We start from the raw sequence: 12,973 nt of genomic DNA, 5'->3' as shown, positions 1-12,973 counted from the left end.
GGGCAGGCTGGYGTTGCCTTTGCCGGTGAGACCAATGTTCATTGGAAAGGCGTCGGCGGCCTGGAGCATGCGCGCCAGATGCCACGGCCCGGAAGTGCAAGTGGTGGCATTGGTGCCGGTGGCGGGACCGGTGCCGCCACCGATCATGGTGGTCACGCCGCTCATCAGCGCTTCTTCGATCTGCTGCGGGCAGATGAAGTGGATGTGCGTGTCGATGCCGCCGGCGGTGAGGATCATGCCTTCGCCGGCGATCACTTCGGTGCTGGCACCGATGGCGATGGTCACGTTCGGCTGCACATCCGGATTGCCCGCCTTGCCGATACCAGCGATGCGTCCGTCCTTGAGGCCGACGTCGGCCTTGACGATGCCCCAGTGATCGATGATCAGCGCGTTGGTGATCAGGGTATCGACGACCTCGGCGGCCAGCAACTGGCTCTGACCCTGGCCGTCGCGGATGACTTTGCCGCCACCGAACTTCACTTCTTCGCCGTAGGTGGTGAAGTCCTGTTCCACTTCGATCCACAGCTCGGTATCGGCCAGACGGACCTTGTCACCGACGGTGGGGCCGAACATGTCGGCGTAGGCTTGACGGGAAATCTTCATTCGTTCGCCTTGGAATTCAATTGATTTTGAGATCGCTCGCATTACTCGCTATCGCGAGCAGGCTCGCTCCTACATTTGATCGCGGTCTCATGTAGGAGCGAGCCTGCTCGCGAAGGGGGCTGAGCGGACACCGAATTACTTACAGGTCACCCATGATCCTGCCGGCAAAGCCGAACACCCGGCGATGCCCGGCCAGGTCGACCAGCTCGACCTCGCGGCTCTGCCCCGGTTCGAAGCGCACCGCGGTGCCTGCAGGAATATTCAGGCGCATGCCGCGACTGGCGGCGCGGTCGAAGGTCAGGGCGTCGTTGGTTTCGAGAAAATGGTAATGCGARCCGACCTGGATCGGCCGATCACCACTGTTGGCCACTTTCAGACTGATCGTGCGCCGGCCGGCGTTGAGTTCGATGTCGCCGGGCTGGATCTGGTATTCACCGGGAATCATCAATGGGCTCCTTGGAGAATCTTGTAGTAGAGGGCGGTCGGCTTGTAGCGGCCGCTCGGGTCGCAGGCGTAGTCGGGAATTTCGCCGGCGCGGGTGTAGCCGAGCGATTTGTAGAAGTCTTCAGCGGGTGAACCGGCCTCGGTGTCGAGGTAAAGCATGCCGCGCTTATGCTGCAGGGCGGCGGCCTCCAGAGCGCTCATCAGTTGCTGGCCCAGACCGCGACGCCGGGCGTGTTCGCGCACCAACAACTTCTGCACTTCGGCACGGTTCAGGCCGTTGGCCTTCTGGCACAGACCCAGCTGCACACTGGCCTGCACCTGCTCGTCCTTGACCACCACCCACAGCAACACACTGCCCTTGTTCAGGTTGTCCTGGACCTCATCGAAATACGCGTGGGCCTGGGTAGCATTGAGGTCAGCCATGAAGCCGACACTGGCGCCATAGCCGACGGCATCGAGCAGCAGGTCGATCAGGCCCTGGCGGTAATGCGCAAAGCTTTCAACGTTGACGCGTCGCAGTTGGGCGGGGTTCATGGGCGATCACTCCTTGTTGGCTGCGGGTGGTTGCGCGCCGGGATTGAGGGTCAATTGCATGAAAGTCAGGTCCAGCCAGCGACCGAACTTGGTGCCGACCTGCGGCATTTGCCCGGTGGTGATAAAACCGATGCGCTCATGCAGGCGGATGGAGGCGGCGTTACCGCTTTCGATGGCGGCGACCATCACGTGCTTGCCGCAGCCTTTGGCGCGCTCGATCAGCGCTTGCATCAGTTGTGGGCCGAGGCCGTTGCCGCGCTGGTCGCTGCGTACATAGACCGAGTGCTCGACGGTGTGGCGGAAACCGTCGAAGGGTCGCCAGTCGCCGAACGAGGCGTAGCCGAGCACCGAGTTGTCGGCATCGACAATCACCAGAATCGGATAAGCCTGGGATTGCCGGGCGCTGAACCAGGCCTGGCGATTGCCGAGGTCGACCGCCTGCTCGTTCCAGATCGCCGTAGTGTTGAGCACCGCGTCGTTGTAGATGTCGCGGAGGGCTGGCAGGTCGGCATGCACGGCATCGCGGATGTGGTAAGTCATGGCGCGGCCTCAGGCGATGGGTTGGTGGACGGTGACCAGTTTGGTGCCGTCGGGGAAGGTGGCCTCGACCTGGATTTCCGGGATCATTTCCGGGATGCCTTCCATCACTTGTTCGCGGGTCAGCAGGGTGGTGCCCAAGTGCATCAGATCGGCCACGGTCTGCCCGTCGCGGGCGCCTTCGAGCAATGCGGCGGAAATGTAGGCCATGGCTTCCGGGTAATTGAGTTTCACGCCGCGAGCCAAACGCCGCTCGGCCACCAGGCCGGCGGTGAAGATCAGCAGCTTGTCTTTTTCGCGTGGGGTCAGGTCCATCGTTGAGAGTCCATATTCGGCAGTTGAAAAGGTCTTGAATTTGTCAGGCCGACCCCCTCTAGGAGCTGGCTTGTCGGGTCGCCGCATCGCAGCGAAGGCGTACTTGCCGACGCCAAAAGCTTCGCTGGCAAGCCAGCTCCTACAGGAATCGGTGTCAGGTGTTCCATATTCGGGGTGGCACGGCCTCGCGACCGAGCAACGCCGGCCTGAGCAATCGCCACAATTCAATCAACCACCCCCGCGCCAACAGCGCCTCACTGGCCAGGCATCGGGCAACCAGCAACCCCGGCAATTGGGTCAAATCCCCGCGCACATCGTTGGGCAGCGAACGGCAGGTCTCCAGCAGTTCGCTGTCGATCTCACCCGTCACCAACAAGGTCGCAAATACCGGTCGCCCATCCAGCCCGATGGGCGAATCCAGCAAACCGTCCGCCCCGACAATGCGCTGGCGTTCATGCCAGAGCAACTGGCCGTCGCGGCGGATATCCAGATGTGCCTGGAAGTGCCCAAGGTCGAAGCGCTCGCCGCTGGCCGGCCGGCCCAGCGCCACGACGTCCCAATAGAACAGCCGTGCATCGTCTTCAAGGTCGATGCAGGTGCTGAGTTCAGCCTGGGCCGCGCTGAAAATGATCGTCTCCTGGGGCAGCCATTCCAGTGTCGCACCGGCTGCCACCTTCAACTTCAGCTGCTGATAGGCGGGGCCGGCGGCGCGATACCACTTGGCCGCGCCGGGGCTGGTGATCTGTGCCCAGGCATCGCGCTCGACGCGGGCTGAAATATCCAGCCGGTCACCGCCGGCAATCCCGCCTGGCGGATGGACGATGATGTGTTGGCAGACTTCAGGCCCTTCGGCATACAGATGTTTCTGTACCCGCAGCGGACCCAAGTGGCGGCGCTGGACCGGACGTGTGCTATCGCCGAAGCGGGCGTAACCCAGCTCCAGCTCGGCGTACCAGCTCGGGGTGAACAGCGTTGTTTGGGCAGGTAAATTCATGATTTTTAATTATCGTCAGGACGCTACAGATTAGATCGTAACCAGACCGCGCACACCTTCGGCTTCCATATTTCCCCCGCGACCTTGCTGCACGATTTCGCCTCGGGACATCACCAGGTACTGGTCAGCCAGTTCGGCGGCGAAATCGTAGAACTGCTCCACCAGCAGAATCGCCATGTCGCCCCTGGCTGCGAGTTTTTTGATCACGGCAGCGATCTCCTTGATTACCGACGGCTGGATGCCTTCGGTAGGCTCGTCGAGGATCAGCAGACGAGGGCGGCTGGCCAGCGCCCGGCCAATGGCCAGTTGCTGTTGCTGGCCACCGGACAGGTCGCCGCCGCGCCGTTGCTTCATTTGCAGCAGCACCGGGAACAGTTCGTAGATGAAGGCAGGGACTTCCCTGGCTTCGCTGCCGGGAAAGCGCGACAGCCCCATCAGCAGGTTTTCTTCCACGGTCAGGCGGCCGAAGATTTCCCGGCCCTGTGGTACGTAAGCGATGCCGGCATGCACACGCTGGTGCGGCTTGAACGCAGTGATCGGTTTACCTTCCCAGTTCACCGCGCCTTCCTTGGCCGGCAGCAAACCCATCAGGCATTTGAGCAGGGTGGTCTTGCCTACGCCGTTACGCCCGAGCAGGCAGGTGACTTCGCCGACCTTCACGTCAAATGTCAGGCCGCGCAGGATGTGGCTTCCGCCGTAGTACTGGTGCAGCTTGTCGACTTGCAGCATGTTCGAATTCCTTCTGTTTTACACAGAACCCTGTGGGAGCGGGCTTGCCCGCGATGAGGGCGGCACATCCAATATTTTTGTTGTCTGACACACTGTCATCGCGGGCAAGCCTGCTCCCACAGGTTATGTATTTGCAGGTCTAACGACCGAGATACACCTCGATCACCCGCTCGTTGTCCTGCACCTGCTCCAGCGATCCCTCTGCCAACACGCTGCCTTGGTGCAACACGGTGACGTGGTCGGCAATCGAACCGACGAAGCCCATATCGTGTTCGACTACCATCAGCGAGTGCTTGCCGGCCAGGCTCTTGAACAGCTCGGCGGTGAACTCGGTTTCAGCGTCGGTCATGCCCGCCACCGGTTCGTCGAGCAACAGCAATTGCGGGTCCTGCATCAACAACATGCCGATCTCCAGGAATTGCTTCTGGCCGTGGGACAACAGGCCCGCCGGGCGATTGACCGAGGAGGTCAGGCGAATGGTCTCCAGCACTTCGGCGATGCGGTCTTTCTGCTCGCCGTTCAAGCGCGCCCCCAGGCTGGCCCAAACGGATTTGTCGGTTTTCTGCGCCAGTTCCAGGTTCTCGAACACCGTCAGGGCTTCGAACACCGTCGGCTTCTGGAACTTGCGGCCGATACCAGCCTGGGCGATCTGCACTTCGCTCATTTGCGTCAGGTCCAGGGTTTCGCCGTACCAGGCCTTGCCCTGGCTGGGGCGGGTCTTGCCGGTGATCACGTCCATCAGCGTGGTCTTGCCCGCGCCGTTGGGGCCGATGATGCAGCGCAGTTCGCCGACCCCGATGTACAGGTTCAGATTGTTCAGCGCGCGGAAGCCGTCGAAACTGACGCTGATGTCTTCCAGGGTCAGGATGGTGCCGTGACGGGTGTTGAGGCCGGGGCCGACACGCTGGCCGAGGCCGATGGCATCGCGGCTGCTGCCGGCGTCCTTGTTGGGCTCCACAGGAAAAAACGCCGGTTCGAGCATGAATTCAGCGGTTGCAGTGATTCTCATTGCTCACCTCTTTTCTTCAACAGACCGATCACGCCCTTGGGCAGGTACAGGGTCACGACGATGAACAACGCGCCAAGGAAGAACAGCCAGTACTCGGGGAACGCCACGGTGAACCAGCTCTTCATGCCGTTGACTACACCGGCGCCGAGCAACGGACCGATCAACGTGCCGCGCCCGCCGAGGGCTACCCAGACTGCCGCTTCGATGGAGTTGGTCGGCGACATCTCACTCGGGTTGATGATCCCCACTTGCGGCACGTACAACGCACCGGCCAGACCACACAACACCGCGCTCAACACCCACACGAACAACTTGAATCCGCGTGGGTCGTAGCCGCAGAACATCAGGCGGTTTTCCGCATCGCGCAGCGCGGTCAGCACCCGTCCGAACTTGCTTTGCGCCAGGCGCCAGCCGATGTACAGGCTCGCCACCAGCAACAGCACCGTGGCGAAAAACAGTACGGCGCGGGTACCTGGTTCGGTGATGCCAAAGCCAAGAATGGTGCGGAAGTTGGTGAAGCCGTTGTTACCGCCGAAGCCGGTTTCGTTGCGGAAAAACAGCAGCATCCCGGCGAAGGTCAGGGCCTGGGTCATGATCGAGAAATACACGCCCTTGATCCGTGAGCGGAAGGCGAAGAAACCGAACACCAACGCCAGAAACCCCGGCGCCAATACCACCAGGCACAGGGTCCAGAGGAAACTGCTGGTGCCGGTCCAGAACCACGGCATTTCGGTCCACGACAGGAACGTCATGAACGCCGGCAAGCCATCACCCGAGGCCTGGCGCATCAGGTACATGCCCATGGCATAACCACCGAGGGCGAAGAACAGGCCGTGGCCGAGGGACAGCAGGCCGGCGTAGCCCCAGACCAGATCGAGCGCCAGTGCGACGATGGCGTAGCAAAGAATCTTGCCCACCAGCGTCAGCGTATAGGCTGAAACATGCAGTGTGCTGTCGACCGGTAACAACGACAGTAGCGGTAGCGCCAACAGCAGAACGAGGATCACTGCACCGACGGCAATCGAGACTTTAGGGCCGGCTTTTTTGGTCGCGGTAACGAGCAGGGGCTGGTTCATCAGTCGATCACCCGTCCTTTGAGTGCGAAGAGACCTTGCGGACGTTTCTGGATGAACAGAATGATCAACGCGAGGATGAGAATCTTGCCGAGCACGGCACCGATCTGCGGTTCGAGAATCTTGTTGGCGATCCCCAGGCCGAACGCCGCCAGCACGCTACCGGCCAACTGACCGACACCGCCGAGCACCACCACCAGGAACGAGTCGATGATGTAGCTCTGGCCGAGGTCCGGGCCGACGTTGCCGATCTGGCTCAGGGCCACGCCACCGAGGCCGGCGATGCCCGAGCCGAGGCCGAAGGCGAGCATGTCCACGCGCCCGGTGGGTACGCCGCAGCAGGCGGCCATGTTGCGGTTCTGGGTGACTGCCCGCACGTTGAGACCCAGGCGCGTCTTGTTCAGCAGCAACCACGTCAGCACCACCACAAACAGCGCAAAGGCAATGATGACAATGCGGTTGTACGGCAGCACCAGGTTCGGCAGCACTTGAATGCCGCCCGACAGCCAGGCCGGGTTGGCCACTTCGACGTTCTGCGCACCGAACACCAGGCGAACCAGTTGAATCAGCATGAGGCTGATGCCCCAGGTGGCGAGGAGGGTTTCCAGCGGACGGCCGTAGAGGTGGCGAATCACCGTGCGCTCCAGTGCCATGCCGATGGCCGCGGTGACGAAAAACGCCACGGGCAGCGCGATCAGCGGATAGAACTCGATGGCCTGCGGGGCGAAGCGCTGGAACATCAGTTGCACCACATAGGTCGAGTAGGCGCCGAGCATCAGCATCTCGCCGTGGGCCATGTTGATCACGCCGAGCAGGCCGAAAGTGATCGCAAGTCCCAGGGCGGCGAGCAGCAGAATCGAGCCAAGCGACATACCGCTGAATGCCTGGCCGAGCATCTCGCCGACCAGCAGTTTGCGTTTGACTTGAGCGAGGCTGGTTTCAGCGGCGGTATGCACATTCGCGTCGGTTTCAACGCCCGGCTCCAGCAGGTTTTCGAGGCGTGTGCGGGCCAGCGGGTCGCCGGTTTCGCCGAGCAGACGCACAGCGGCGAGGCGCACGGCCGGGTCGGCATCCACCAGTTGCAGGTTGGCCAGGGCGAGGCCCAATGCTGCGTAAACGCCTTCGTCTTGTTCGCCAGCGAGTTGCTGATCAAGGAATTTCAACTGCGCCGGTTTGGCGCTTTTCTGCAATTGCTGCGCGGCGGCCAGACGGAGTTTGGCGTCGGCGGCGAGCAACTGGTGACTGGCCAGGGCCGTATCGATCAGACCCCGCAGGCGGTTGTTCAGGCGCAGGGTTTTCGGTTGGCCGTCGAGGGTCAACTCGCCTTGTTGCAGGGCGTTGATCAACTCGATACGGGCAGGATCGGGCTGCGCGGCCCAGGTTTCCAGCAACTTGGCCTGCTGCACGGGATTGGCGGCGACGAAGTCTTCGGCGTCACCGGCGTGGGTGGCCATCGGCAACAGCATTGCAATGGTCAAGATGAAGCGATAAAGGGCGGTGGGCATAAATAGTCGCCTTGACGCGGACATTGTGGGAGCGAGCTTGCTCGCGATAGTGGTCGTACAGTCACAGTGATGTTGAATGTACCGCCGTCATCGCGAGCAAGCTCGCTCCCACAGGGATTTGTGTCGGCCTCAGGCTTCGTGCCTRGCGCCGACACCCAGTGGCTCAGTTGCTCTTCACCGCATACTCCGGCTTCTTGTCGTTGCCCGGGATGAATGGGCTCCACGGCTGGGCGCGGATCGGCCCTTCGGTCTGCCACACCACGTTGAACTGACCGTCAGACTGGATCTCGCCGATCATCACCGGCTTGTGCAGGTGGTGGTTGGTCTTGTCCATGGTCAGGGTGTAACCGGACGGCGCGGCAAAGGTCTGGCCGGCCAAGGCTTCGCGGACTTTGTCGACGTCGGTGGACTTGGCTTTTTCCGCCGCTTGCGCCCACATGTGGATGCCGACATAAGTGGCCTCCATCGGGTCGTTGGTCACCGCCTTGTCGGCGCCCGGCAGGTTGTGTTTCTTCGCGTAGGCTTTCCAGTCATCGACGAACTACTTGTTCACCGGGTTCTCGACCGATTCGAAGTAGTTCCACGCCGCCAGGTTACCCACCAGTGGCTTGGTGTCGATGCCGCGCAGTTCTTCTTCGCCGACCGAAAACGCCACGACCGGAACGTCGGTGGCTTTCAGGCCCTGGTTGGCCAGTTCTTTATAGAACGGCACGTTGGAGTCGCCGTTGACGGTGGAGATAACCGCTGTCTTGCCGCCCGCCGAGAATTTTTTGATGTTGGCGACGATGGTCTGGTAATCGCTATGACCGAACGGGGTGTAGACCTCTTCGATGTCTTTGTCGGCCACGCCCTTGGAGTGCAGGAACGAACGCAGGATCTTGTTGGTGGTGCGCGGGTAGACGTAGTCGGTGCCGAGCAGGAAGTAGCGCTTGGCGCTGCCGCCTTCCTCGCTCATCAGGTATTCAACGGCAGGGATCGCTTGCTGGTTCGGCGCGGCGCCGGTGTAGAACACGTTCGGCGACATTTCTTCGCCTTCATATTGCACCGGGTAGAACAGCAAGCCGTTGAGTTCTTCGAACACTGGCAGTACCGATTTGCGCGACACGGAAGTCCAGCAACCGAACACCACCGCTACCTTGTCCTGAGTCAGCAACTGCCGGCCCTTTTCGGCAAATAGCGGCCAGTTCGATGCTGGGTCGACGACTACCGGTTCCAGCATCTTGCCGTTCACGCCGCCCTTGGCGTTGATTTCATCGATGGTCATCAACGCCATGTCTTTAAGCGAGGTTTCGGAGATCGCCATGGTGCCGGACAACGAATGCAGAATACCGACCTTGATGGTCTCGGCGGCCTGGACAGTCCAGGTCATGCCCATCGCGGCGATGCTTGCCGAGAGTGTGAAAGCCTTGATCAAACTGCGACGCTTCATTGTGCGATCTCCATGAACTTATGAGTTTTCTTGGTTGGCAGATGCGGACTACTGAAGGTGTGTTTTGCAAGGGCTGTGCCCGGTCGGCAAAAGGCAGGGAAATGTCGTTTTAGAGCGATTGAAGGGTTTGGTGGCGCACCATGAAGGATCGTGTCTGGCGCGTTGGTGCGAAGAGGTGCGCCAGATTGGGGCGGGTAGCATCGATCAATTGTGGGAGCGAGCCTGCTCGCGATGGCGCTGGGTCAGACAACATCGGCATTAACTGAAATACCGCCATCGCGAGCAGGCTCGCTCCCACAGGATTCAACAATGGGTATCAGCTTTGTGAACGACGAATGTCAGCTTTTAATGCAGGTTTCAAAACCATGTCCGCCACCTTCGTACTCCGGGCCGTAGTAGTACTTGGTGAATGAAGTTTTCCCGTCAGGGGTTGTAGCAATTTTCGCAATCCCGACGCCGTAATCCTTGAGTGACGGATCCGTATGGGCAAAGTAAATCGCCAGAGAACTCAAATTGGCGGCAGCAAATCCGTCATACCGGGAGTTGTCGAGCAACGTTAGCGTAAAGCCGTAGGCACCGTGTTCGCCGGTACTTTGTTCGATATTGAGCTTCATGTCGACAACACCTTCAAATGCACCGATATGGCTGTCCATTCCGGTACATTGATACCGGCCACTGTAGTCAACGCCAGTAAAGGGGGGCTGCACTGCCCATGCGGGGGCTGAAACAAGTGCGATGGATGCGATGAGCTTCTTGAACATGTTTACCTCTTTTCGCTCTTGTAGGAGTTGTGGCGATTGATTTGTAGGAATAATCGTCGTTGAAGTACGCGAGCGTTTTACAGTTGAACTCGCGAGAGCGGAGTATGAACATGATGGTGAACTTGTTAAGCGTTAACTCAATACGAGGTTTTTCCAGGCGTAAATGCAATTTTGAAACTTTTTAATTAAAGATGACGTTAACGACGTCGCATCAAGCCGATGAAGAACAACCCGCCAATCGCCGCAGTGGCAACGCCGATGGGCAAGTCTTCGGGGGCGATCAGTGTCCGGGCGGCGACGTCGACCCAGACCAGAAACACGCTGCCGAGCAATACGCACACCGGCAGCAATCTTCGGTGTTCAGCGCCGACCAGACGCCGCGCAATGTGCGGCACCATCAGCCCGACAAAACCGATCGAGCCGCTGATCGACACCAGCACCCCGGTCATCAATGAGGCAATCAAAAACACCCGCAGGCGCACGGTGCGAGCATTCAGGCCCAGGGTCACCGCCGTCTGTTCGCCGGCCATCAGCGCATTCAGCGGTCGCGCCATGCCCAGCAGCAAAATCAGCCCGAGCAACACACAGGCTGTCGGCACCGCCAGCAGCTCCCAGCGTGCCAACCCGAGCCCGCCGAGCATCCAGAACATCACCGCCGAACTGGCACGATGGTCGCCCAGGAACAGCAGCAAATTGGCAATCGCCATCATCACGAACGACACCGCCACACCGCATAACAACAAACGATCACTGTCGAGGCGACCGTGGCGGCTGGCGATCATCAGCACCACCAGCATGCTCAGCAATGCACCAATGAACGCGGCGATGGGCAAGGTCAACAGGCCAACGATCTCACCGACATGCAGCACCACGATCACCGCGCCCAAGGTCGCGCCGGACGTGACGCCGAGTAAATGCGGGTCAGCCAACGGGTTGCGCGTGACCGCTTGCAGCACCGCGCCGATCAATGCCAGCCCGGCGCCCACTAGCGCGCCGAGCAGCATGCGCGGGACGCGGATCAGCCAGACGATATGTTCCTGTCCGGGGCTCCAGTCCGGCACACCGAAACCGAACAGCTTGTGCAACAGGATGCGCCACACCACATCCTGCGGCACCCGCGCCGGGCCGAAACCCAGGGACACCACGCACGACACCAGCAACAGCGCACCAAGGGCGATCAGCAACAGAGCGTAGCGACGGTTGATCATTCGCCGTGGAAACCCTTGGCCAGGGTGGCGACCGCCAGCACGTTATCGATCCCCGGCGTGGCCTGCACGTAAGGGATGACGATGAAGCGCTGGTGCTTGATCGCATCCACCGATTGCAGGGCCTTGTTGCCCAGCAGGAATTGAATCTTCTGTTCGGCGGTGATTTCGCTGTAGTCGACGATCACGATCACCTGTGGATTGTGATCGACCACGCTCTCCCAGTTGACCCGGGTCCAGCTCGCGTCGACATCTTCCAGAATATTGCGTCCGCCAGCGGCGTCGATCAGCGCTTGCGGCATGCCCAGTCGCCCTGAGGTCATGGCCCGGTCTTCGCCGCTGTCGTACAGGAAAACCCGCGGTTTCTCTGCGGGCAGGTCTTTGCGTATATCCACCACTTGCGCCTGCATGCTGGCGATCAGGGCATTGGCGCGGTCCTGCACGTCGAAGATTCTGCCGAGGTTGCGCAGGTCGTTGTAGGTGTCTTCGAGGCTGGCCGGTGGGCGCTTCATTACGAAGGCGCAGGATTCGCTCAGCTCATACACATTGATGCCCAGCGGTTGCAGGGTTTGTGGCGTGAGGTCGCCGCCGATACGCATGCCGTAGTCCCAGCCGGCGAAGAAGAAATCGACGTTGGCATTGAGCAGGGTTTCCACCGACGGGTACTTGGCCGCCAGCTCCGGCAGGCCTTCGAGAGTGCCCTGCATCTCCGGCGTCACGGCCTTCCAGCCACTGATACCGCTGTAACCGGCCATCCGTGGCTTGAGGCCGAGGGCGAGCATCATCTGGGTCATGTTGATGTCGTGGCTGAGGGCGTGTTGCGGCGCCTGCCTGAAGGTCACCTCGCGGTTGCAGCTTTTGATTGTCAGCGGGTAACGGGTGGCTTCGGCCAACGCCTGGACGCTGCCCAGCAGCATCACGAGAGAGAGGCCGCAGCGCAGCAGGGAACGCAAAGTCATGGTTGGGTTATCCAGGTGATTCGTGGGTAGCCGTGCAGTGGATGCTCATCGATCAGGGCTTCGACGCCGAACACATTGCGCAGCAGCGCAGCCGTCAGGACTTCTTTCGGTGTGCCGCTGGCGACGATACGACCATGGTTGATCACGTACAGCCGATCACAAAAAGCCGCCGCCAGATTGAGGTCGTGGATGCTCGCCAGGGTGCCGATGTTCAAGCGCTTGACCAACCTTAAAAGCTCAAGCTGATAATGCGGGTCGAGGTGGTTGGTCGGCTCGTCGAGGATCAGCAACTGTGGTTGCTGGGCCAGGGCGCGGGCGAGGATGACCCGCTGTTTTTCACCACCGGAGAGGGTGGCGAAGCCGTGGTTTTCGAAGCCATTGAGACCGACGGACTCCAGGGCCTTATTGATGAGGTTCGAGTCTTCAAGCGTGTCGCCATCGAACAAACCTTTGTGTGGCGTGCGACCCATGGCGACCACTTCCTCGACGGTCAGTCCGAAGGCGTCAGGGAACTCCTGCAACACCACGGCGATGCGTTGTGCGCACCAGCGCGAGGATTGCTTCCAGACATTCTGATGATCGAGCCTGACCTCGCCGTGCTCCGGTTTGCTGAAGCGCCAGGCACACCGCAACAGGCTGGTCTTGCCACTGCCGTTGGGGCCGATCAGCCCGACGAACTCACCGGCGGCCACGTGTAGCGAGGCGTCACGCAGCTGGAACTGGTGGTGGCAATGGCCGTGACCCAGTGGGGACCAGGTGAGGTTTGTGAGGTTCAGCGAGGTCATGCAGTGGCTCTTGAGGTGATGCCAAGGGCCCCATCGCGAGCAAGCCCGCTCCCACAGGTTTTACGCAATCCCTGTGGGAGCGAGCTTGCTC

General features: G+C 60.8%; 14 protein-coding genes and 1 pseudogene. All 15 read right to left on the bottom strand.

Features of this window, described 5'->3' with window-relative positions; translation table 11 throughout:
* Window positions 1-603: urease subunit alpha (locus ACXRVY_RS07335; protein ID WP_458237188.1), on the bottom strand; the 603-nt coding region annotated here is incomplete at its 3' end.
* Between the two features lie 139 nt (window positions 604-742).
* Complete coding sequence (locus ACXRVY_RS07330) at window positions 743-1,048, bottom strand: urease subunit beta (protein WP_223463626.1); 306 nt, start codon at window positions 1,046-1,048, stop codon at window positions 743-745.
* Entirely contained in the window at window positions 1,048-1,581 is a 534-nt protein-coding gene (locus tag ACXRVY_RS07325) for a GNAT family N-acetyltransferase (protein ID WP_223463625.1), read from the bottom strand. The genes ACXRVY_RS07330 and ACXRVY_RS07325 overlap by 1 nt, the downstream gene beginning before the upstream one ends.
* Window positions 1,582-1,587: 6 nt before the next feature.
* On the bottom strand, window positions 1,588-2,121 hold the full coding sequence (locus tag ACXRVY_RS07320) for a GNAT family N-acetyltransferase (protein WP_223463624.1): 534 nt from the start codon (window positions 2,119-2,121) through the stop codon (window positions 1,588-1,590).
* A gap of 9 nt (window positions 2,122-2,130) precedes the next feature.
* Window positions 2,131-2,433, bottom strand: a complete 303-nt coding sequence (locus ACXRVY_RS07315; protein ID WP_007999380.1) for an urease subunit gamma — start codon at window positions 2,431-2,433, stop codon at window positions 2,131-2,133.
* A gap of 154 nt (window positions 2,434-2,587) precedes the next feature.
* On the bottom strand, window positions 2,588-3,427 hold the full coding sequence (locus ACXRVY_RS07310) for an urease accessory protein UreD (protein ID WP_223463623.1): 840 nt from the start codon (window positions 3,425-3,427) through the stop codon (window positions 2,588-2,590).
* 30 nt (window positions 3,428-3,457) lie between these two features.
* A complete protein-coding gene (gene urtE / locus ACXRVY_RS07305) occupies window positions 3,458-4,156 on the bottom strand; it encodes an urea ABC transporter ATP-binding subunit UrtE (protein WP_223463622.1) in 699 nt (232 codons plus the stop codon).
* 139 nt (window positions 4,157-4,295) lie between these two features.
* Window positions 4,296-5,165 (bottom strand): urea ABC transporter ATP-binding protein UrtD, encoded by an 870-nt coding sequence (gene urtD, locus ACXRVY_RS07300; RefSeq protein WP_223463621.1) that lies wholly within the window; start codon window positions 5,163-5,165, stop codon window positions 4,296-4,298.
* Window positions 5,162-6,241, bottom strand: coding sequence for an urea ABC transporter permease subunit UrtC (urtC, locus tag ACXRVY_RS07295; RefSeq protein WP_223463620.1), 1,080 nt, complete (start codon window positions 6,239-6,241; stop codon window positions 5,162-5,164). Before urtC ends, urtD begins: the two co-directional genes overlap by 4 nt.
* On the bottom strand, window positions 6,241-7,743 hold the full coding sequence (urtB, locus tag ACXRVY_RS07290) for an urea ABC transporter permease subunit UrtB (RefSeq protein ID WP_223463619.1): 1,503 nt from the start codon (window positions 7,741-7,743) through the stop codon (window positions 6,241-6,243). Before urtB ends, urtC begins: the two co-directional genes overlap by 1 nt.
* Window positions 7,744-7,906: 163 nt before the next feature.
* A pseudogene (urtA, locus tag ACXRVY_RS07285) lies at window positions 7,907-9,172 on the bottom strand (urea ABC transporter substrate-binding protein).
* 338 nt (window positions 9,173-9,510) lie between these two features.
* Window positions 9,511-9,933, bottom strand: a complete 423-nt coding sequence (locus tag ACXRVY_RS07280; RefSeq protein ID WP_223463618.1) for a hypothetical protein — start codon at window positions 9,931-9,933, stop codon at window positions 9,511-9,513.
* Window positions 9,934-10,130: 197 nt separating this feature from the next.
* Window positions 10,131-11,141 (bottom strand): FecCD family ABC transporter permease, encoded by a 1,011-nt coding sequence (locus ACXRVY_RS07275; RefSeq protein ID WP_223463617.1) that lies wholly within the window; start codon window positions 11,139-11,141, stop codon window positions 10,131-10,133.
* Entirely contained in the window at window positions 11,138-12,097 is a 960-nt protein-coding gene (locus ACXRVY_RS07270) for an ABC transporter substrate-binding protein (protein ID WP_223463616.1), read from the bottom strand. Before ACXRVY_RS07270 ends, ACXRVY_RS07275 begins: the two co-directional genes overlap by 4 nt.
* Window positions 12,094-12,882 (bottom strand): ABC transporter ATP-binding protein, encoded by a 789-nt coding sequence (locus ACXRVY_RS07265; protein ID WP_223463615.1) that lies wholly within the window; start codon window positions 12,880-12,882, stop codon window positions 12,094-12,096. Before ACXRVY_RS07265 ends, ACXRVY_RS07270 begins: the two co-directional genes overlap by 4 nt.
* Window positions 12,883-12,973 lie beyond the last annotated feature (91 nt).

This window comes from Pseudomonas sp. P5_A2_2, from assembly GCF_054177685.1.
Note: the sequence above shows the minus strand (reverse complement) of the source record. Positions and strands in the feature narration are given on the sequence as shown.